The 21855-nt window shown below is 64.3% G+C and carries 13 protein-coding genes; 3 read left to right on the forward strand and 10 right to left on the reverse strand.

The genetic code is table 11. The features are described from left to right. Window positions 1-708 (forward strand): NAD-dependent epimerase/dehydratase family protein (locus tag AC1P6P_RS02100; RefSeq protein ID WP_481400779.1); only part of this gene is annotated, 708 nt, incomplete at its 5' end. On the opposite strand, the gene AC1P6P_RS02105 is transcribed toward AC1P6P_RS02100, so the two are convergent. From AC1P6P_RS02105 to AC1P6P_RS02150, 10 genes are all read right to left on the reverse strand, one after another. Beyond that, window positions 689-3559, reverse strand: a complete 2871-nt coding sequence (locus AC1P6P_RS02105; RefSeq protein WP_481400780.1) for a M16 family metallopeptidase — start codon at window positions 3557-3559, stop codon at window positions 689-691. The genes AC1P6P_RS02100 and AC1P6P_RS02105 overlap by 20 nt on opposite strands. Window positions 3560-3685: 126 nt before the next feature. Continuing rightward, a complete protein-coding gene (locus AC1P6P_RS02110; protein ID WP_481400781.1) occupies window positions 3686-6859 on the reverse strand; it encodes an efflux RND transporter permease subunit in 3174 nt (1057 codons plus the stop codon). Then, entirely contained in the window at window positions 6856-8004 is a 1149-nt protein-coding gene (locus AC1P6P_RS02115) for an efflux RND transporter periplasmic adaptor subunit (protein WP_481400782.1), read from the reverse strand. The genes AC1P6P_RS02110 and AC1P6P_RS02115 overlap by 4 nt, the downstream gene beginning before the upstream one ends. 12 nt (window positions 8005-8016) lie before the next feature. Continuing rightward, a complete protein-coding gene (locus AC1P6P_RS02120; RefSeq protein ID WP_481400783.1) occupies window positions 8017-8550 on the reverse strand; it encodes a PadR family transcriptional regulator in 534 nt (177 codons plus the stop codon). Between the two features lie 184 nt (window positions 8551-8734). After that, entirely contained in the window at window positions 8735-9385 is a 651-nt protein-coding gene (locus AC1P6P_RS02125; protein WP_481400784.1) for a cold-shock protein, read from the reverse strand. A gap of 244 nt (window positions 9386-9629) precedes the next feature. Then, window positions 9630-11183: a GH39 family glycosyl hydrolase gene (locus tag AC1P6P_RS02130; protein WP_481400785.1), complete on the reverse strand. Its 1554-nt coding sequence runs from the start codon at window positions 11181-11183 to the stop codon at window positions 9630-9632. A 67-nt stretch (window positions 11184-11250) separates the two neighbouring features. After that, entirely contained in the window at window positions 11251-12759 is a 1509-nt protein-coding gene (locus tag AC1P6P_RS02135; protein WP_481400786.1) for a right-handed parallel beta-helix repeat-containing protein, read from the reverse strand. Between the two features lie 2 nt (window positions 12760-12761). Beyond that, complete coding sequence (locus AC1P6P_RS02140; protein WP_481400787.1) at window positions 12762-14600, reverse strand: tetratricopeptide repeat protein; 1839 nt, start codon at window positions 14598-14600, stop codon at window positions 12762-12764. Window positions 14601-14954: 354 nt separating this feature from the next. After that, window positions 14955-16478, reverse strand: coding sequence for a LacI family DNA-binding transcriptional regulator (locus tag AC1P6P_RS02145; RefSeq protein ID WP_481400788.1), 1524 nt, complete (start codon window positions 16476-16478; stop codon window positions 14955-14957). Between the two features lie 75 nt (window positions 16479-16553). Further along, window positions 16554-17675: an AGE family epimerase/isomerase gene (locus AC1P6P_RS02150; protein WP_481400789.1), complete on the reverse strand. Its 1122-nt coding sequence runs from the start codon at window positions 17673-17675 to the stop codon at window positions 16554-16556. 583 nt (window positions 17676-18258) lie between these two features. On the opposite strand from AC1P6P_RS02150, the gene AC1P6P_RS02155 reads away from it, so the two are divergent. Together AC1P6P_RS02155 and AC1P6P_RS02160 are read left to right on the forward strand one after the other, a co-directional pair. After that, window positions 18259-21423: a TonB-dependent receptor gene (locus AC1P6P_RS02155; RefSeq protein ID WP_481400790.1), complete on the forward strand. Its 3165-nt coding sequence runs from the start codon at window positions 18259-18261 to the stop codon at window positions 21421-21423. A 128-nt stretch (window positions 21424-21551) separates the two neighbouring features. Next, on the forward strand, window positions 21552-21855 hold a 304-nt coding region (locus AC1P6P_RS02160; protein ID WP_481400791.1), incomplete at its 3' end, for a hypothetical protein.

The following is a 21855-nucleotide window of genomic DNA, read 5'->3' on the forward strand; positions in this document are numbered from 1 at the left end:
GGTCATTACCTGATCACGGAATCGACGCCGCTCGCCAATCCCTACTGGCAGTATTCGCGCGACAAGATCGCCTGCGAAGAATTGCTGATGAAGGCGTACCGCGAGAACGGTTTCCCGATCACCATCATCCGGCCGTCGTTGACTTATGGCGACACGCAGATTCCGTTGGCGGTGAATTCGTGGCTGCGCTCCTTTACCGCCATCGACCGCATGCGCCGCGGCAAGAAAGTAATCGTTCCCGGCGACGGCACGTCGCTGTGGGTCGTCACCCACAACAGCGATTTCGCGGTCGGGCTGATCGGGCTTTTGGGTCAGCCGCAGGCGATTGGGCAGGCGTTCCACATCACCTCCGACGAAGTGCTGACCTGGGACCAGATCACCCACATCGTTGCCGAGGCGGCCGGCACCAAGGCCGACATCGTGCACATTCCGTCGGACTTCATGGCGGCGGCGATTCCCGACGATCTCGGCAATCTCGTCGGCGACAAGGCGAACAGCGTCGTGTTCGACAACACCAAGATCCGCCGCTTCGTGCCCGAGTTTTCGCCGCGGGTGCGTTTCGCCGAAGGCATTCGCCGCACGCTGGCGTGGTTCGAGTCCGATCCCAAGCGCCGCCTCATCGACACCGACGCCGACGCCGCCTGGGACAGACTGATCGCCGCCTACGAACGCGGCTGTGCCGAGGCGCTCAAGGCGTTCCGGGCGTAAGCAGCTCCGGCGGCACCGTAAACGCTTCGGGGACGACCATCAGGCGCAAGCTGCGTTCGTCCTTGAAGTATTTTTTCGCGACCTTCAGCACGTCGGCGGGGGTGATTGCCTTGAGGCCGGATATGCGATCGTGCAACAGGTCGGCCGTATGCGGATCGGTCTGGATGCCGGTCAGAACGTGGAGCCAGAACTGATCGGTCTGCTGGGCGCGCTCGACTTCGGTCACCAGCGGCCCGCGGGCGCGTTCGAATTCCTCCGTCGATACTTCCTTGCCGGCGAGATCCGCCGCCACCTTCTTCGCGGCCGCATAGAAAACGCCGAGCTTGTCTTCGGGCACGGTGGCCGCCACGGTCAGGACGCCCCAGCCGGGTGTTGCCCGCGAGGTCGCCGAAGTTGCTTGCGGGCTATAGGTGATGCCGTCCTTGGTCCTCAGCTCGTCGAACAGACGGGTACGGATCACCGACTCCAGGACGCGCAGCGCCCGCATCGTCTGCGGATCGGGATAGACCCCGGTGGTGCGCCAGCCCAGCAGGGCCAGCGCCTCGTGGGTCTTGCCGGTGTGATGCAGCACGGTCGGAGCGGCGCCGCCTGCGGGCATTTCCTCATGACCGGGATACGGCTTGGTGTCGACTTTGCGCTTGGGCAGGGCGCCGAGCGTGCGTTTGAGCTGCGCCAGTGCGTCGTCAACCGTGATGTCGCCGACGATGGTGATTTCGATCGGCCCGTTGGCGAGATCGGCCGCCGCCAGCGCCTTCACGGCATCGAGACTGGTGGTTTTGACCTCATCCAGCGTCGGCGCGGCCCAACGCCGGTCGTTGTTATGCACATACTCCCAGTAGTGCAGGCCGAACATGCCCAACGGCGTGGTCATGGTCTGCGCCAGCCCGGTTTCGGTGGCCGATTTGATCTGCGCCAGCCCTTCCGGTCGCCAGGCGGGGTCGATGATGAACGCGCTGATGAACTGCAGATCGGTTCCAAAATCGGCGGGGCGCGTCTGCGCCACCAGCTGTAACGCGCTGTCGGCGATTTCCGGAGTGGCGCCCCACTGGTGGCCGTTGAGCGCTTGCGGCAGGTCGGCGGTGGCGATGCGGCCGATGCCGCCGAGGCCCCAGGTCCCCGGCAGCGCCCAGCGCGGCGTAGCCTTGTCGCGGCTCATGGCGAAACGGCCGTGACCGATGCGGACCAGCATCTGCACCTGGCCTTCCTGGAATTTGGTCGGCTTGATGGTAGCGCGTACGCCATTGGCGAATTGCACCACGGTGACGCCGAATTCGTCGATGGTCTTCTGTGACGTGATGGTGCCGGCCGGTCCGAAGTCGGTGTAGGGCCACACTACCGGCGCGTGGGCGACGGCGGGAGCGGCGGGTGCCAGCGTGCCGGCTCCTTCATATGTGGCGCGCAGGGCCTCGGCGCCGCCGGGTATCGGCGACGGGCTGGAAACGATCACGATCGGCGTCGTCGCCATGAACAATTGGCGCAGGTCGGCCGTGACGCGCGCGGCGGTGAGGCCTTTGACGGCGTCCTCGAAGGTCGGCATCCAGTTTTCCGGACCGTCGATCACGTCATCCCTGCTGATGGCGCTGTTGAAGGCGTTGGTGAGCTGGTTGTTGCGGCGGGTAGGTGCCGCGGTGACCTGCGAGGAAATGTTGGTGCGGTGTTGCGCAATGGCCTGATCGACCTCTTCTTGGGTGACACCGTCGTGCAGGACGGTCATCAGCGTCTGGCGCAAGGCTTTGAGGGCGCGATTGGCATCGCCGCTGCCGACCGAAGCTCCGATCGAGGCCACGAACGACGTGCGATAGCTGTTGCCGATACCGGCACCCGCCTGCAGGAACGGCGGATCGGCCGAGGTGGCGAGCGCGTGCAGGCGCAGATTGAGAATGCGCAGGCCCACCTCGCGCTCCAGATCGCGGCTGTCGCGGGCGCGGGTTTCGGGGGTGGGATCGAACGGTGCCACCCAGGTCATCTGCACCGCGGAATTGGCGCCGGTCTCGACGAACAGGTGAACGTCCGTCGCCTTGGCCGGATCGGGCGTGGTGAAGGTCGGGGCCGGCGGCTTGGGCGCGGCGGCTTTCCAATCGGAGAAGCGTTTCTGGATTTCCGCTTCCATCGCCTTGGGATCGATGTCGCCGATGATGATCAGCACCGCCCGTTCGGGCCGGTAATGAGCGCGGTAATAGGCCTTCAAGTCGTCTGCGGTCGCCGCGTTGAGCGCGGCCTGGGTGCCGATCGCGAAATAGGCGCTGGCGAGGGCCTCGCCGTACATCGCTTTATGGGTGGCGCGCGACATGCGCAGCTGGGCGGTATCGCGAAGGCGGAATTCGGACAGCACCACCTGGCGCTCGGAATCGACCGCCTTGGGATCGAACTGGACTTCGCTGGCGATATCGCGCGTCAGCGTCAGCGCCGTGTCGAGGGTGGTGGCGTCGTTGCCGGGGAAATCGAAGGTGAAGATGGTGGCGTCGGCACCGGTGAAGGCGTTGGCATCGGCGCCGGCTGAGAGCCCGAGCTTTTCCAGGCGCTTGAAGGCCTCGCCGTCCGGGATGTGGGTGGTGCCGCGGAAAATCATGTGCTCGATGAAGTGCGACAGCCCGGCGTCCTTGGGCGTTTCGTCAAACGAGCCCGTCGCGACGCGAAAGACGACCGACACCGCATGTTCGGGATGGGTGTTGGGCTTGATCAGGTAGCGCATGCCGTTGGGCAGGGTGCCGAACACGACCGAGGGATCGGTGGGCACGTCGGTCTTCGGCCAGGTGGTCGGCGGAGCGATGGTGACGGTGCCGGCGATGGCGCCGAACAGTGTGGCGGCAAACAGCAACGCCGGTGCCGCAAAACGCATGATCCGCTTCATGATGACCTCGCCCCTTGAAGGCGGAAAGGGTATCAAGCCCCGTCGCAACAACCAATGCGCGCGGGTGCGGCGTCTGGCAGCGGTTTTTGTGAACAAAAAGAAAGGCCCGCCGGTGCGGGCCTGGAATTACTCGGCAGCCATCCGGTCGCCGAAGACTTTGCGGCGCAAGGCTTCTCGAGCCGCCTTTTTGGCTGCCCGGCGTTCGCGCCGCCGGTAGGGCCACGCCAGCATCGCCGGGATCAGGCCCAGCGTGATCATCTTGGAGAACGCCAGCCCGAAAATGATCGCCGTGGAAATCTGGATCCACATCATGGCGTTGACCGAGCCGATGGTGACCGAGCGGTGCCAGAAGTCGATTTCGATGGCGTACATCATCGGCAACAGGCCGCCGATCGCGGTGACGGTGGTGAGGAACACCGGGCGCAGACGCTGGGCGCTGGAACGCACCACCGCCTCGATCGGCTCCATCCCCGCCTTGAGGTGGCGGTGGAAGGTGTCGATCAAGACGATGTTGTGATTCACCACTACGCCGGCAAGCGCCAGCAGGCCGGTGCCGGTCATGATCACCGAGAAGGTCTGCCCCATCACCACCATGCCGAGGAGGGCGCCGATCATGGCGAGGATCACCGCCACCAGGATCAGGAAGGTGTGATAGAAGCTGTTGAACAGGGCGAGCAGAACGACCGCGATCAGGCACAGCGCCATGGCCCCGGCGATCAACAGGAACGCCATGGACTCGTCCTGGTCCTCGGTTGAGCCCTTGAAGTCGACATGGACGTTGGACGGGAAGTTCTGCTTGCCGATCCAGTCCTTGATTTTCGCCATTTCCTGGTTGGGAAGCAGCGTGTTGGGCTTCATGTTGGCGCGGACGTGATAGACGCGCCGGCTGTCGGCGTGTTCGATCGTGTTGGTTTTCTGGCCGGGCACGACATGCACGAAGCTCGACAGCGGCACGACGCCGCCGCTGTTGGTCGGAATGCGCAGCTGGTCGAGCGCTGCGACGCCGCGGTCGTTGGAGGGATAGCGCACGCGGATGTCGACTTCGTCGTCGGTATCGTCGGGACGGTAGCGGGCGACGAAAATGCCGTTGGTGACGAGCTGGACCGCGGTGCCGATCTCATAGGTGTTGACGCCGAAGCGGCTCGCCAGTTCACGATCGATCTGCATGTTCCATTCGATGCCGGGCAGCGCCCGGGTGTCTTCCACATCGCGCAGTTCAGGCGCGGCGTCCATGTGGCGGCGGACGGCATCGACCACCTGCTCCAGCGCGCCGAAATCCTCCGAGGTGACGTCGACCTCGATGTCCTTGGAGTTCGATGGGCCCGATTGCGGCTCATGGACTTCGACGCGCAGGCCCGCCATGCCTTCGGTGCGCTTTCGAGCTTCTTCCAGGATCGCCTTGCCGGTGCGGGTGCGTTCTTCGATCGGCTTCATTTCCACCGTGACGCGGCCGATCATGTCGACCGGAGCGCCTTGGCCGCCGCCGCCGGTGCGGGCGTAGAAATACTGCACGCCGTCGAGGCCTTCGAGGCGTCGCTCGACGCTCATCACCAGGTCGCGTTTTTCCGCCGCCGACATGTTGCCACGCGCCGAGACGTAGATGTTCGCCATGTTCGGATCGGTGGTGACGAAGAACTCTACGCCCTTGTTGCAGAAGATGAACACGCCGAGCACGGCGACGACGATGCCGAGGGCTCCGAGCGCCACCCGGCCGGGATGCTGGGTCAGGTGTTCGGCGAGATGGGCGTACCAGCCGGTGATGCCGGGGATGTGGCGCCAGTCGCCGGTTTCGGAAGCCTCGATGGCGCGCTCATGTTCTTCGTCGCGGGCCGGCGGCTTGCCGAACCAGCCGCCCATCACCGGCAGGAAGATCAGCGCCACGATCATCGAGGAACTCAGCACGATGATCAGCGTGATCGGGAAATAGCTCATGTAGGAGCCGACGATGCCGGGCCAGAGCAGCATCGGGGCGAAGGCGCCGATCATGGTCGCAGTGGCGCTGACCACCGGCCAGAACATGCGCAAGGCGGCTTCGGCGAAGGCTTCGCGCGGCTTGTGACCTTCGGTCATTTTGCGATCGGCGTATTCGACCACGATGATCGCGCCGTCCACCAGGATGCCCACGGCGAGCAGCATGGCGAACATGATCATGAAGTTCAGGGTGTAGCCGAGGCCGTTGAGGACCAGGAATCCCATCAGGAACGAGGTCGGAATGGCGATGCCGACCAGAAGTCCCGAGCGCACGCCGAGCGCCGCCACGATGATCACCATCACCAGCAGGATGGCGAGCAGGATGGAATCGAACAGCGAGGAGAGCTGGTCGTGGATGAAGGTCGACTGGTCGAACATGAAGGTGGCATGGACGCCGGCCGGCCAGGTCTTTTCGGCCTTGCGGACGACTTCCTTCACCTTCTCGTTGGTGGCGATCAGATTGGCGCCGACGCGCTTCTTGACCTCGATGCCCATGGTGGGCTTGCCGTTCATGCGCGCGAAACTGTAAGGGTCGACGAAGGTGCGGTGCACCTGGGCGACATCCCTCAGCCGGATGGTCGAATCCGCATTGGCGCGGATCGGCAGGTTCAGCACGTCCTGCGCCGTGGCGATGACGCCGGGCACTTTGACCTGGAAACTGCCGCGGCCGGTCTCGATGGTGCCCGCGGCGATCAGCGTGTTGTTGTTGGTGACGGCGTTGTAGATCTCGCCCTGGGTGATGCCATAGGTCTCGAGCCTGGCCGGATCGATGGTGATTTCGAGCAGTTCGTCGCGGGTGCCGAACAGGTCGGCGTCGAGCACCGTCGGGACCATGCGCAGGTCGTCGCGCAAATTCTTGGTGATGTGCAGCAGCGCGCGTTCGGGCACGTCGCCCGACAACGCAATCGTGATCACCGGATTGTCGCTGTTGGAGGCTTCGTTGATGACCGGCGGATCGGCCTCCTTGGGCAAGCGGGCACGAGCGGAGTCGACCTGGGCGCGCACGTCTTCCAGCGCCTTCTGCATCTTGGTGTCGGCCATGAACTCGATGCTCATGGAGACGCCGCCCTGATAGGCCCAGGCGCGCAGATGGCGGATGCCCTGCACCGAACGCAGCGCGGTTTCGAGCGGGCGCAGGATCAGGCGCTCGGAATCCTCCGGGCTGACGCCCGGATAGGAGACATTGACGCCGATATACGGGATCGGAACGTCGGGATCGGATTCCTTCGGGATGGAATAGAGCGCATAGACGCCGCCCAGGATCACGACCAGGATCAGGGCGCCAATCAGCTTGGTGTTTTCGACCGCCCACTCGACAATTCTGGTCATGATGCCTTGCCCGGCTTTTGGTATTCGACCTTGACGCGCTCGCCGTTGGTGACGAATTCCTGGCCGATGACGATCACGTCGGCGACCTTGGGCAGCCCGGCAATCCACATGCCGTCGGGACCGTCGGAAATCACCTGCACCGGCACGAAGTGCGCCACGCCCTTGTCAACCACGCGCACGCCGACCACGCCGCTGTCCTCCAGCACCAGGACGCCGGAGGAAATCTTCACCGCCGGCACCAGGGTGGAGGGCACGATCATGATCTCGGCCGAAACGCCGCTCTTCAGCGTGGCATCGGGATTGGGGATTTCAACCTCGAGGCGGAAGGTGCGCGAGGTGGCATCGGCGTGGGTGGCGACGAAGCGCACCGTGCCTTCCACGGTCTGGCCGGTGACGAGCTTGACGTGCACCTTGTTGCCGGGCGCGACCTGGCCGACCATTTCCTCGCTCAAGGTTCCCACCGCCAGGAACGGCTCCGGCGCCACCACCATGGCGCATTTCGAGCCGACCTGGAGATAGTCGCCGAGATTGGCGTAGCGCTCATCGACGATGCCGTCGAACGGGGCCCGGATCTTGGTGTTGGCGAGCTGGATGTTCATGGTCGCGGCGCCGGCCTGGGCGGCTTCGAAGCTGGCTTCGGCCTGCGCCATCTGGGTCTTGGAGCGGAACCCCTCCTTGTAGAGCTCGCGCGCGACTTCCAGTTCCTTGCGGGCCTGGGCGACCTGGGCTTCGGCCTGCATGGCGCGGGCGCCGCGGTCGTTGACCTTCAGTTCGCACAGCACCTGTCCGGCCTTGACGCGATCGCCTTTCTCGAAATGCAGCGCCGCGATGACGCCATCGACTTCGGCGCGGACATCGACCTGATGCAGCGCCTCGGTGCGGCCGCGCACCGGAATCAATGCCTCGTGCAGCGAGGCGGTGAGGCGGGCGACGCGCACGGTGGGGATCTGGGCGGCGGCGGGTGCCGTCTCGGCGGCGGCCGGATGCGGCAGGATGAGGCGGGTCAGGACGCCGGTCGAGACGTAGAGCACGACGGCGATGGCGATGCCGAAGGCCCACTGGGTTTTCGGCTTCATCCGCAGCCAGAATCCCGGCATCAGCCGTTCATAGAGTCCATCGACTTTTTGTTTGAATTCGGAAACCACGGCGCTTCACCCTCACTCGGCCGCCGTTTTGGCGGCGTCGGCATTGAACTCGTTGCGGCGTTCCCTGAGGAACGTCAGAATCCCTTGATAAATCGTGCGCCCCATTTCGCACACGAACGCCTCGCGCGGGTTGCAGGCCCGGCCGCAGTCGCAGGTGATCTGCGCCAGCTTGGCTTCGGTGTCGGCGATGTAGTCGTCGATCATGGCGTCGACGCGGGGCCGGTCGAGGAAGTCGGAGAACATCATCGCGAACAGGAACGGCGAGCGGAACCGGTCGTCCGGCAGGGGTTCGCCCAGGCTGGCGACGAAGGCGCCGCGGCCTTGCTCGGTGATGGAGTAGACCTTGCGGTCCGGGCGGCGGGTGCCGGGCTCGGAGCGGACGGACACCATGCCGTCCTCGGTCAGGCGGGAAAGGGCGGGATAGATCGAGCCGAAGCTGGCCTCGACGAAATAGGAAAAGCGGCCGTCCTCGAACAGCTTTTTGATCTCATAGCCCGTGGCGTCGCCGCGAGTGAGAATTCCCAAGCAGATTGTGCGGACGTCCATCCCCACTCCCCGGCCTATAACGGCCTGATATACTCCGGGGGTAGATATGGCAGATTTGTCGTCGTTCAAGGGCACTGCATACGATTGCGACAGCAGACGAGGCCCGCGTCTCCTGCGGGCCTCTCAACTAGTAGCAAAAGGCACGGAAAACCTGACGGTTAACCGTTAACCGGGTGCGGAAGCGTCAAATCACTTCTACGCGATCCACCTCGACGCCCTTCATGCCCTGGCGGGTCGAAAAGCGCACGCGCTGTTCCGGTTCGAGGACGGCAATGCCCGAGCGCCGGAGCGCGCTGGCATGGATGTAGACGTCGCCGCCTCCGCCGTCGGGCATCACGAAGCCGAAACCCTTCTGGTCGTTGAAGAACTTCACCTTGCCTTCGACCATCGGGCCAGAGGGTCCGGTGTCGCGATAGCCGCCGCCGCCGCCGAAGCCGCCGCGATCGCCATAGCCGCCACCGCCGCGGTCGCCGTAGCCGCCACGATCACTGTAACCGCCACGATCGCCGAAGCCGCCGCCACCGCCGAAGCCGCCGCGCGGACCGGAGTCGCGACGCGGACCGCGCGAGGCCGGGGCTGGGTCAGCCGTGGAGGTGTCGACCGTATGCACGGTGACGACTTGCAGTCCGCGCGGCGATTCCTGCAGATCGCAGACGATCGTTGCGCCTTGGGGGAGATTAGGCGTGCCGAGTGCGGCCAGCGCGGAGGCGTGACAGAATGCATCGCCGCCGTTTTCAAGCGTGATGAAACCGTATCCTTTGGTCGCGTTGAACCACTTGACCGTGCCCTTCACCGAAGCTTGGGCGAGGGGCGTGCCATTGTCGAAGTTTGCCATGTGTATGCCGATGCCGCACCAGCCGGAAATGATCCAAGACCGCGCTGATCCGTCCGGCGGCCGGGCCAGTGCGTCAACTTGCATCATGCCTAAACTCAAAGCTGATCTGCAAGCCATCTCACGCGTGCTGGCGCCGTTAGGGCAACAAGCCTCGGGCCGCGGATTTGACGGTTTTCGGGCCAAAATCGCCGGTCTGGGCGATAGTGTCAGTTGATTTTAAGTGCCGGTCTCGACCGATTTTCCATTAGTCGGACAGATGTTGGAGCCGGACCAGCACGACATCGTTACTCCGGATCGGGATCGCGCGCCGGAACAAACCGTCGGCGCCGACGCGGATTTTGGCCTCGATTTCCGGCTTATCGGCGGTATGCGCCTGCATCGCGGCGAGATCGGTTGCGCTGAGATCGGTCGGCGCGCCCGAGCGCAGATAGGCGGTATAGGCGTCGTTGGCGTCGTAACCGGTTCGATGCACGGTGAACTTGTAGGTTCCTGGCCTTAACCCGTGGACCGCGAGTGCGACCGGATCGAGCGCGGTCGCGGGATGCACTTTGCGGAAATACGGCCGGTCGCTCTCGGCCATCGCGGGCGTGGTGTAATTCCAGATCAGGCCGGCGAAATCGGCGCCGGTGCGGCTGACGAGGGAATGGGCATCGCCGCCGGCGATCGTCTCGTCGCCGAGGGCGTGCAGGTACTTGTAGGCGAAGTAGGCCGGCTTGCGGATGTCTTCGCGATTGAGCAGACCGAAGCCGCCATGGAACGAGGCGGGCGGCGGGCCGGCTTCCTCGAACAAATCCGTGTACGTCCAATAGCTCATCGATTGCGCCGCGCCTTCGGTCTGCTTCAGCTTTTCGAGGATGAAGGCGGCGCTGAGATAGGCGTCGTGGATGGGATCGCGCGGATTGTAGCTGGTGCTCCATTCGGTGAAATAGAGCGGCAGGCCGGGCTGTGCCGACGCCTCGATTTCGCGGCGCACACGCCAGACGTCGGCGGCGATGGAATTGGGATCGGGGTCGAGCTTGTTGTCGCCTTCGCCCTTCTCGTCGAGAAAGCCGCCCTTGACGCCGTAGGTATGGGTGGTGACGAAATCGACCGGCACACCGGCCGCTTTCGCGTGCGCGAGAAACGCGGGCACCCAGGCCGCGCCCGCCGTCGACGGTCCGCCGACCTTCAGTACCGGATCGATGGATTTGATCGCCCGCACGCTGGCGTCGTAGAGGCGGAAGTATTCGGCTTGGTTGCCGCCGGTCCAGAAGCCGTCGAGATTGGGTTCGTTCCATATTTCGAAGCGCCAGCGGCGCACTTCGGCGGCGCCGAAGTGGGCTTCCAGGGTCGCGGTGAAGTCGGAGATGAAATCCGCCCACTTGCGATAATCCTTTGGCGGCGAACCGTTGGCCTTCCAATAGAAGATGGTGCGGCTGTCGCTGGCGAGGTCCGACGGCATGAACCCGATCTCGACCAGCGGCTTCATGCCGGTCTTCAGGATGGCGTCGTAGACCGCGATGATCCTGGTGAAGTCGTGGACGGGTTTGCCGTTCACCTCGCGGTAGGCGCCCATGTCGTCGTGAAAAATGCCGTGGAAGCGCAGGTATGTGAATCCGATCTCGTCATGCACCAGCTTCAGATGCGCGAGATTGGCGGGCCTGAGCAGAATGCCGGGATGATCGGCGCCGACGCTGTCCTGCCACGCCCTGTCGCGGGCGCCGGTGACATGGCGCATGTCGGCGGTAATGACACGCTCGCTCGCCGCGGCCGCGGTCAGTGCCGCCGCCAAAGCCAGTCCGAACCAGATCGCACGCATGCCCGCCCCCTTCTATTTGTCTGATGATAGAGGGGGCGGAGCAGAACCGTCGAGACGCCAAAGCGCCTCAGAACGGCCAGAAGAACCGTTCGCGATTGCACACGTTGGCGCGCACCCGCACCGGATCGTCGTTGTAATCGTCATCGATGCAAACCGCCGGGCTCATGGCGTAGAGCGTGTTGCCGATCAGCTTGCCGTCGAGGCGATTCTGGTGCCCGCCGGCCCGCGCATCGATCCGTACCGCGGCATGGCGCACGTTGGCGACGAGGTTGTTCTCGACGATCGGGCCGCCGTCGTCGCCGTCGATCACGGCCACGGCGGAAAAGTCGGGGAAGATCGGCGGCGGGAAGGATTGGCTCGCCAGGATGCGGATGCCGTCGCCGGCGTTGATGATCTTGTTGGACGCGATCAGCGTACCGGCGCCGAAGGCAACGATGCCGGCGTTGGCGCTGTCGGTGACGACCGAACCGGTGATCTGCGATTCCGCGCCGGGTGCTACCACGATGCCGTCGTGCGATTTGGCGATGGTGGCGCGTTCCACCGTCACCGCGCCGCGCTGGCCCGGCAGCACCAAGACGCCGGTGTCGGCTTTGGTGATCTTGACGTCGGTGATGTGCAGTCCGCGCGTGCCGGCCGAAGCGAGGATGCCGATGCCGCCGCCGATGATCGAGCCGCCTTCGACGACGCCTTCGGAGCATTCGAGCGCCAGTCCGACCGAGCCATGGATGGTGCCGCCGTTGCGATCGATGCAGTCGGTGCGGCCGAGGTTCAAATTCGCCGCCATGTTGCGGCCATCGATGTCGATGTCGACGTTTTTCAGCGTGACGGTGGCGCGGCGCGCATGCACGCCGGAGGCGTCGGTTTCGATCTTGCTCGATTCCAGGAACAGTTCGCCGGATTCCTGGACGTCGAAGCCCCAATCGGTGCCGCGCGAGTCGATGCTGGAATTGCGCATCACGACGCGGCCGGCTTCCACTTCCACGCATGGGGTCTCGCGCGAACGGGCGATGAAGCGCACGCCGTCGAGCACCAGCTCGTCACCGAGCGGGATGTGCGCCGTCAGGCAGGGCTGGCCGGGCGGGGCCTGGATTACGGCGCGCCCCGATCCGCCATAAGTGGCGATGGTGAGCGGACCACGCACATGCACCGACTCGACGCAGGTCATGCCCTGGCCGGGCGGGATGATCAGGATGGTGGCGTTCGGCGGTGCGACCTCGGCCGCTTCGTTGACCGACGCGAACACCGGCCCGTGCGGCCCGCGATGGTGCGGACCATGGCCGCCGCGCGGCAGGCCGCAATCGACCAGCAAGGTGGCGTGGCCGTTGAGGCCCGGCAGCATCGGCCCGGCCGGCGGCCCGACATGGACGGGGCGGCGCGGCGCGCACGAACGCCAGCGGCACCACGACGGATCGATTTCCGGCACCGGATCGTAGGGCCCCCATTGCGAGGCCGCTTCGCTCGGATAGTCGTAGGGCGGCAGCGTGTCGTAGGGATCGCCCGCGGCCGGCATTCCGGCGAAGACCAGCGGCAGCACCGCAACGATCCAGCGGCTCCAACGCGTCGCATGGCGTGTCATGATCATCTCCTCGCCCCTTCGGGACGGTCATGTCCGGTGGCATCGGCCTGTTTCAGAAGATCGAGCAGCTCGCAGCGCGCCTGCGGATAGGCGGCGGCTTCGGCCATGGCGCGATAGCTGTTGGATTTGTGCTCGTCGGGTTCGACGCCGTTGGGGCCGACGCGATAGAGCACCGACAGATTGAACAGCGCATCGGGATAGCGCTGGTTGGCGGCCTTGATGAACCACTTTTCGGCGCGCACGAAATTCTGCGGCACGCCGATGCCCTTGGCGTACATGATGCCGAGACGGTCCTGGGCGATGGCGTCGCCGTCGACCGCGGCCATCTGGATCAGCCGCACCGTCTGGATCTGGTTCAGGAAGCCGGTCGGCTCCCAGTTGAGTGCGGTCTGGAATTGCGCCACCGCATGGCCGAAGCACACCGGCGGCGCGCCGCACAGGTGCGGATGCATCTTGTAGCCGCGGAAATCGAGCGCCTCGACCAGGGCAGTGAACGGAATTTCGCGGATACGCCGCAGCGCCGCGCGTTGTTCGTACGACGGCAGGCTTTCGTCGGAATGCAGTTCGCCCTTGGCGGTGACGCCGGGATAGTACTCATACGGAGCATCCCAGAAGCGGGCGCGTTTTTCAGCGTCGGCGATGATGTGGGCGGGATCGGCATTGTTGTAGCGGATGGCGGCGCGCTGATTGGTGACGTAGGCACCGGCGATCGGGTGGCCGAGGTTCTGCGCGACGAGGAAATAGGTCAGCGCTTCGGCGTCGTTGGTGAGGAAGACCGACGACACCGAGCGGCCATAGTAGCCGCCGCCGTAGCCACTGCCATAACCGCTGCCATAGCCGCCGCCGTAGCCGCTGCCATAACCGCCGCCGCCGGAACCGTAGTTGCTGCCGGAGTATCCGGTGCTTGAGGCTGTGTTGTTGGCATTGGGGTCAGACGAGCCGACATTGACGGTCGCGACCGCGTCGGAAGAGGTCGTGCCGGTGTTCTGCGCCGGTGGTGCGATCAGCGCCGGCTGATCACTCGACGAGCCCGACGTTGTCGGCGGATAATTGCTGCCGCTTGTTGCCGTCGAAGTCGCGCTCGACGGCGCATAGAGATCGTCGGGCGGCGGCGGGATTTCGGCGCCGAAACATTGATAGTCGGGCAGACGGCTCTGCCAGTTGTCGGGCGTGTTGTCGACCCAGCGCCACACCGGCGGATGCGGATAGGGTTTGTCTGCGATGCTCGCCCACACCCACCACAGCCAGCCGCTGTACCAGTGGTCCCAACCCGAGCGCATGCACAGGCGCGCCTTGAGCGCCGGCGGCAGCACTGGTCCCTTGTTGGAATCGAAGCTCTGGAAGTTCGAGGCGTGGATGCGCCCGAGCGTGAGGAAGCCTTCGGCACCGCGGCTCGACAGGATGTAGAGAATGCGGGCGCGCGCATCGAGGCGCTGTTCGAAGGTCAGCGAATTGTAGATCTGCTCGGCATTGGTGAGCGCGTAGTTGCGGACGTTGTAGACCGCTTCGGCGGCATTGGAGTTGTCGTCGGCGCGATAATCGCGGCCGGGACGCAGCGCCATGAAATACCAGACATAGGATTCAACCGGGTCGAGGAACGCGGTATTCTTGGTCTCGCCGGGCGCCAGCGACTGGTTGGCGGAATAGAGGTCGCCGAGCCGCACCTGCGCCAGGAAATCGTCGCGCTGCCACGCTTCCTGTCGCCAAACCTTCACAGCGTCTGGCAAGGTCATCGCTTGTTCGGTGCGCCCGCCGTCGGCGTAATCGGCGAACGTAGCGGATGCGAAAATGACGACAATGGCCGCCGCCGCAACGACTGCGAACACCATCGTGCGAAGCATGCGCACGACTTTCCGCGTGCTGTTGCCGTCGACGCCGGACCGCGGGCTGCTACCGCGATCAGAACTCTGTACCCCAGTCACCCACTATCCCCACTGCGCTAGGCTGCGGATTTCTTTTAATTATCCTTAACATTTTACTGCGGTTTACGCCATCAGGATTCGGATCGTCGCAGCCAGAATCCGGCATGAGGCGCATTTACTATGTTCGGCTGCTGTACGGGAATGCGTCGAGGGCCGAACAAAAAGCGCTCTGATTTGCCTAACCCATTGTTGGTCTTGAGAGCTGAGGAACGACGCGACTGGCGCCCTCGGCCGCTTTGCCGTCGCGGATGGCTTCCAAGATCGGTGGGCGAATCAGGCCGACAGGGGCGCCGTGGATTCGCGCACCACCAGTTCATGCGCCAGCTGGCGTTCGTGCGGGCGGTCGTGGCTGCGTTTCTGGGTCAGCACCGACACCGCTGCCGCGGCCATGTCCTTCAGCGGTTGGCGGCAGGTTGTCAGCCGCGGCCACACCACCTGGGCGACGATGGAATCGTCGAAGCCGGCAATCGACAGATCGTCGGGGATCGACAGATTGAACTTCTGCGACACCGCCAGGACGCCGGCAGCCATGTCGTCGTTGCCGGCGAAGATCGCGGTCGGGCGGATCTTGGCGCTGAGCAGCTTCTCGCCCGCCTCGATGCCCGATTGGTAGGTGAAGAAGCCCTGGGCACAGAGCTCTTCCTGGAACGGAATGCCGGCATCGGCGAGGGCGGCGCGGTAACCGTCGAAGCGTATGCGCGCCGAACCATGATCGGGCTTGCCTTTGACGAAACCGATACGGCGATGGTTGAGGCCGATGAGATAGGCGGTCATTTCATAGGCCGCCTTGTATTCGTCGATGTTCACGACCGAGGTGCCGGGCATCTTGTTGCCGGGCGCGACGCGCACGAACGGGGTCTTCGCCGCGGTCAGTTCCTGCATGATGGTGCGGTCGTCGCACAGCGGCGGAGTCAGGATCACGCCATGCAGCACCGACTCGCTGACCAGCGCGCGAACCCGGGCGTCGACGTCGTGGTCCTGCGCCGGATTGAGCAATTCGACGATCAGGTGATAGCCCTCGTCGCGGCAGCGGGCGAGCGCACCAAGCTGCAGGTCGGCGATGTAGGAGCCCGGTGCCACGTCGTGCAGCAAGCCGATCAGATAGGAGCGTTCGCTGGCCAGCCCGCGCGCGAAAACGTTGGGCTTGTAGGCGAGCGCATCGATGGCGGCGAGCACGGCGGTGCGGGTGGAGAGCGAGACGTTGGGCTGGCGGTTGATCACCAGCGACACCGTTTTGATCGAAACGCCGGCGCGTTTGGCGACATCGTAGATCGACACCGGCTTGTCGCCTCCGGCGTCGCGGCGGCGCACCGTGCGGCCGAAGTTTTGCGGATCGACGCCGAGCCGCGCCAGTTCCGGCATCTCGCCCGGCTCCAGTCCGACCGCGTCGGCAAGGCCCGCCCGCATCAGAGTGCGCAGCTTGTCGGCACTGATGCGGCGCAGGCTGCTGGTCAGGCCGCCGCGCTCGAACGGCAGGGTGTGCTGGAAATGACTCTCGCCGCAGAGCAGCTGGAAATAGGGATTCTCGAGCCAGCGGTCGAACAGGGCTTCGTCGGTGAGATCGTAGAGCTGGCGCAGGATGGCGAGGCCGACCAGCAGACGCGATTGCGTCGGGCGCCCCCGGGTCTCGGTGGCGGGCGGTCCGAGGCGCCCTTCGAGCAGGCGCCAGTCGATCGCGGCGTTGAGTTTGGCCAGCGAATGATCGCGATCGATGATGTCGTCGAGACGCGGACCGGAGAAGTCCTTTTCGGCCTCCCGGCGCTGCTTTCCCCGTGTCGAATCCCCACGCGCCGTCATTGGCTTGGCTTTCCAGCGACCTTTAGACTCAGTCCGCTGGATTTTACCCTTGGCAGGCGAACGGTCAAATGGGCCCTAGCGACAGGCGTCCCGCATGCAGGCGATGCAGCAGATGATGTGATAGAATGTCGAAGCCGGAGCGGGCTCTTTGACGAAGGTTCCATCGCGCTCGAAGCGGTCCCACCACAGTCCGCGCACCGGCGTATCGAGGTAGCGCCACAGCGTCGCCGCGCCCCTGAGGGCTTCCGAGATCAACGCTTCTTCGCCGTCGGCGAGCGCCAGCGCCGCTTTGATGCGCTCGGTTTGGGCCCACAGGCGCGCCGTCGGCACCGTGACCTCAAAGGCGTCATTGAGGGCGTGCACGGCGGCATCGCGCTTGGGATCGACACCGCGGCAGCCATGATCGAACAGCCGGCGCGCCACCGTGCGGATCTCGGGATGGTGGCGGATCTTGCCCCAGCGCATCAGCAGCCAGGCCCATTCGAACTGGTGGCCCGGTTCGACGACACGGCCATCGGCGCCGGGTGCGGGGGCCCAGGTGGCATCGAAATGTTCGCGCAGGAAGCCGTGCGTCGGGTCGATGAATTTGCGGCAGGCGAGTTCGGCGACGTGATCGGCCCAGCCGCCCCACACGTCGTCGGGCTCGACTTCGCACCACGCCAGCAGCGCCTCGAGCAGGTGCATGTGCGGGTTGGAGATGAATTTGTCGCCGTGTTCGACAAAGCCGCCGGCCGGATGCTTGCGGCTGGCGATGATGCGGTCGAACAGGGCGTGCGAGGCGGCTTTCAGGTCGTCGCGCTCGGGCATCATCTTGACCATCGTCGCCATCGCCATCAGGGCGAAGGCCTGATCGTAGAGCATGGTGGCGGGATCGAGGATGGCGCCGTCGTTTGCCACCAGGGTGCAATAGAAGCCGCTCGGCTGGGCGTAGCGGGCATTGAGATAGGCGATGCCGTGCGCCGCGGCGTCGCGCCAGGGGCCGGTCCATCCCATCGCGCCGGCCTGGGCGAAGACATAGCTCTGGCGGCCCTGGACGCGGGCGCGGCGGAATTGGCCGGCGGGCGTGCCGTCCTCGGCGATCAGTTCGTGATAGCCGCCTTCGCGCTGATCGGCCCCGGTCTGCCACCACAACGGCAGCGCGCTCGTGAACAGCCAATCCTCGAACATCGCGGTGACCGCGCGTAAATCCTGTCGCATTGCAATGCCCGCTCTATACGGCCGCTTTCCTAGTCGCGTCGGTCGCCAATGTCACCTGTTTCCAATAACATCCGCACACAGATCATCGCGTTGGGCGCGTTGTCGGCACCGAGTCGGCCGCGTCGGATCGTCATGTGGCGGCGACGGATGGTCACGGGGGGCGCCAAGGAAGCGGGTGACATCCGTACGCAGATGTCCCGACCCGAGCCACAAGATGGCGCCGGCATCATTCGTGGTCTGATTCATCATATTATTGCTAAAACCTTGAGAGGGAAGCTCAAATCCCGGTTTGCGGGAAGTGGCGGGGGTGCTTTCCCTCAGGCTAATTTTGAAAGCGCTTACCTTTCGAGCGTTATCATTGTAAGTGTTCTAAACTGTGAACATAAGCTGTTGAAAATAGGCAGTGTTAGCGTTCTCAATTTTGATGAGAGTGCCTTTGCTAACACACCTCTGAGCATTTTGAAGCGAGCTCGGCGCGATGGATAGAAAGCGCTTACATATCGAGCTAACGTTCGTCATCCAGCAATGACAAGGGCAAAGCCCTGCATTGCCAAGAACATTTGTTCAGAAGGGGACGTCCACCATGAAATCAAGATACCATTTCTGTACCCAAACGGCTGTTGCAGCGTTGCTCGTCGGCTTGACCGGCGCGGCGATGGCCGACGACACGATGGAAACCGTGACGGTTACGGGTTTCCGCGCCTCGCTGGCCAACGCGCTGAACGCGAAGCAGAACTCCAACCTGATCATGGAATCGGTCACGGCCGAAGACGTCGGCAAGATGCCCGACCAGAACGTGACGGAATCGCTGCAGCGCCTGCCGGGCATCCAGATCGCCCGCGACCAGGGCAAGGGCACCCGCGTGCTGATCAACGGCCTCAGGCAGAACCTGACGACGCTGAACGGCGACGTGTTCCTGACCGGCAAGGAATTCTACATCCAGGGTGAAGCGGGCGGCGGCGGCGCCGGTGCCAACGCGCAGTACGCTTCGATGGAAGGCATCCCGAGCGAAGAAATCGGCGGCGTCGACATCTACAAGACCCCGAACGCCGGGCTGTCGGAAGGCGGCATGGGCGGCATCATCAACCTCAAGACCCGCGACCCGCTGAGCGCGCCCGATGGCCTTTCGGTCACCGCGAACCTGCGCGGCACTTCGACGAGCTACAGTTCGCTGGCGCGGATGACGCCGAACGCGACGCTGGTGGCCTCCTACAAGCCCAGCAACACGTTCGCGATCACCGGCAGCATCTCGTACGACAACTCCGACACCCACACCAAGGAGTTCGAAGCCTACAACCGCAGCCCGTGGGTCATCACCAGGGCGGACGTGAGCGGCTACGCCGGCGTCGGCAATCTGGCGTGCAGCGTGGATACCAGCGGCAACTGCGTCGCCGGCATCAGCGGCCAGGGCAAGCTCGCCACGCCGTACATCATGCAGCAGTACGCCTATTTCAGCGATGTCTACGACCAGAACCGCACCATCGGTGCGACGCTGGGCGCGGCCTGGAACGTCTCGAGTTCGGTCCAGACCAGCATCAACTGGTTCTATTCGCATATCGGCGACAAGAACACGACCTATTCGGACAAGGTCGGCTTCAACGGATCGGGCTCGACCTCGAGCGTACCGGGTCTGGCGGCGCCGGGCATCAATGCGAATGCTCCGTATACGATCGACAGCAACGGCGTCGTGACCTCGGCCCAGTTCTGGCTGCAGGGCGCGGAAACCGCGACTCTGCTGCAGCGCAACGGTTCTGACGCCAACAATATCCAGTGGCACACCTCGTTCGACGACGGCGGCCCGATCTCGGCCACCCTCGACGTTTCCTATGCCGGCGCCAACGCCACCATGAAGGCGGCGCAGCAGGACATCGAACACGGCTATTACACCGCGCAAGGCGGGTCGGGTTCGGCGGCGCCGACGGCACCGGGCTGCAACAACTTCTCGGCTGCTTGCGCCGCCGGCGCCGGCAATCCGGCGATTCCGCTGCAGTGGTCCAATGGCGGCGATTCCGGTCTGCCCACCGCGTCCTATCTTGCTCCGTATGCCGATGTGCTTTCCAATCCGGCGTACACCTTGTTCAAGTCCGCCTGGGCTTGGGGAAGCCACTCGAAAGAGCAGGAAGACGCGATCCGAGGCGCCGTCGTGTACAAGCCCGCGTTCCTCAAGGGCGTCGACGGCAACATCACGTTCGGTTTCCGTGTCGCGCAGCGCAACATCAACGAAACGTTCGGCCGTTACCTGACTCAGGGATTGGACGTTAACGGAAATTACATCTCCAACTGCTGCTACGCTGCTCCCAATGGCGGCGGGCTGTACTACCAGGATCCGGGCTATGCGGCGATTCCGTACGATACGGCGCTGTCCAATCCGGCCCTGGCGCTGACGGTCCACAACTTCGCCTTCGGCAACATGATCGTGAAGAATCCCGTCACCGGCGGAATGACCGATCCGGCGACGTTCTACAATCAGATCTGGAACCAGGCGGCGAATGTGCCGACCAACAAGCCGTCCGCGGTTGTTGTCGGTGGGGTTGCCGTGCCGTGCGATGGCAGCGCGACACAGCCGGCGGCGTGCAACGTTGCCGCCAAGACGAAGGTGCCGAACAACTCGGAAGCGTTCTTCCCCGACACGCTGAGCTCGTTCAGGGTGCATGAGAGCACCCAGGCTCTCTATCTGATGACCGACCTCGGCGACAAGGATAAGGGCTTCCACTTCAACGGCGGCGTGCGCGTTGTGTTTACGACCCAGATCGTGAACGGCGCGTCGGCGGCTCCGGTGGTGACCTCCTACGGTACCGCGACGTGGAATGGCGTGAACAACAACAACATTCCGTTCACCGCCGTGAAGCATACCGTCGACATCCTGCCGTCGTTCAACCTCTCGCTGTTCCCGACGGACGATCAGATTGTCCGCTTGAGCGCGGCGCGGGTGATGTCGCCGGCCGATCTGTTCGGTCTCGGCGTCGGCCGGTCCTACAACTTCACGCGTGAAACCGGCGGCCGCACCAACATCCACACCGGCGTTGCCGACGGCTTCAAGTTCGCCAACGGCAGTTCGGGCAATCCGGATCTCGATCCGTATCGCGCGAACGAGTTCAACCTGTCGTGGGAAGACTACTTTGCGCCGGAAGCGCTGCTCAGCGCCGGTATCTTCTACAAGCAGATCGAGAGCTTCGAGGTCTACCAGCCGGTGAACACCACCGTGATGGACGACTTCGGCGGCTCGTCGGGCCCGGTCACCATGCCGATCAATGCCGGCCATGGCTCGATCTACGGTCTCGAACTGGCAGGCCAGTACGTGCTCGATATGGGCGTGGGCGTTGCAGCCAACTACACCTACAGCCAGTCCGAGTCGGCCTTGTTCACCGCGTTCAGCAAGCATCTGCCGATCCCGGACGTGGCGGCGCACGCGGCAACCGCCACTGTCTTCTACGAAAAATACGGGTTCGACGCTCGTCTGTCGTATTCGTGGCGTAGCAAGGCCGTGAACGGCGGCTACGGCGGCTCGACCTTCTCGCCGATCGACGTCAGCACCGGCAACTCGAAAGCCTATGGCGTCTTCACGGCGCCCTATGGCGAGCTCGATGCGCAGGTCGCCTACGACTTCGACGAGCACTTCAGCATCTATGTGTCGGCGCAGAACCTGACGGAAGAAGCGCAGCACACCTACATGCAGTTCCCGAACCAGCCGTTCACCTATGACAACAGCGGCACTCGGTACTTCTTTGGCGTGAAGGCCCACATCTAGCCTTCCCGCGCGCGGGGATTATCTTCCCCGGGCCGATCAATCGGAGTGCCTTCTGGGGTGGTCGCCGCACGGCGGCCGCCCTTTCTTTTTGCCCGCCGCCGCCCCATCCTGGCCGCGACGGAGGGGACATGAGCATTCGCGAGCACGCAGTTGTAGTCTGGGCGATGCTGCGGCGCTGGCCGCGGCGGACGGGTATCGGGATCGGAGCGCTGGCGCTCGGCTATTTCCTCTATTACGCCGGCGTGGAAGTGATGAGCATTCCCGCCGCCCTCCTCGCCGCGCTCGGCATGGCGCTGATGACGGCCTCCTTCAAAGTCGTCGGCCAGTTCCTGTTCTACCGCGTTTTCCACTATGGCGAGTTTGCCGGCTCGTTCCTGCTGCTGGCGCTGCTGGCGGCGGTGCCGTTCGTCGCCGCGCTGGCGATTTCGATGC

The sequence above is a fragment of the Rhizomicrobium sp. genome (assembly GCF_056722145.1).

What these genes read in the sequence shown, in the direction of transcription:
- AC1P6P_RS02135 (WP_481400786.1), bottom strand. Translation starts at nt 12,759, where the DNA reads ATGACACGCCATGCGACGCGTTGGAGCCGCTGGATCGTTGCGGTGCTG.
- AC1P6P_RS02145 (WP_481400788.1), bottom strand. Translation starts at nt 16,478, where the DNA reads ATGACGGCGCGTGGGGATTCGACACGGGGAAAGCAGCGCCGGGAGGCC.
- AC1P6P_RS02110 (WP_481400781.1), bottom strand. Translation starts at nt 6,859, where the DNA reads ATGACCAGAATTGTCGAGTGGGCGGTCGAAAACACCAAGCTGATTGGC.
- AC1P6P_RS02155 (WP_481400790.1), top strand. Translation starts at nt 18,259, where the DNA reads ATGAAATCAAGATACCATTTCTGTACCCAAACGGCTGTTGCAGCGTTG.
- AC1P6P_RS02105 (WP_481400780.1), bottom strand. Translation starts at nt 3,559, where the DNA reads ATGAAGCGGATCATGCGTTTTGCGGCACCGGCGTTGCTGTTTGCCGCC.
- AC1P6P_RS02130 (WP_481400785.1), bottom strand. Translation starts at nt 11,183, where the DNA reads ATGCGTGCGATCTGGTTCGGACTGGCTTTGGCGGCGGCACTGACCGCG.
- AC1P6P_RS02120 (WP_481400783.1), bottom strand. Translation starts at nt 8,550, where the DNA reads ATGGACGTCCGCACAATCTGCTTGGGAATTCTCACTCGCGGCGACGCC.
- AC1P6P_RS02150 (WP_481400789.1), bottom strand. Translation starts at nt 17,675, where the DNA reads ATGCGACAGGATTTACGCGCGGTCACCGCGATGTTCGAGGATTGGCTG.
- AC1P6P_RS02125 (WP_481400784.1), bottom strand. Translation starts at nt 9,385, where the DNA reads ATGGCAAACTTCGACAATGGCACGCCCCTCGCCCAAGCTTCGGTGAAG.
- AC1P6P_RS02140 (WP_481400787.1), bottom strand. Translation starts at nt 14,600, where the DNA reads ATGCTTCGCACGATGGTGTTCGCAGTCGTTGCGGCGGCGGCCATTGTC.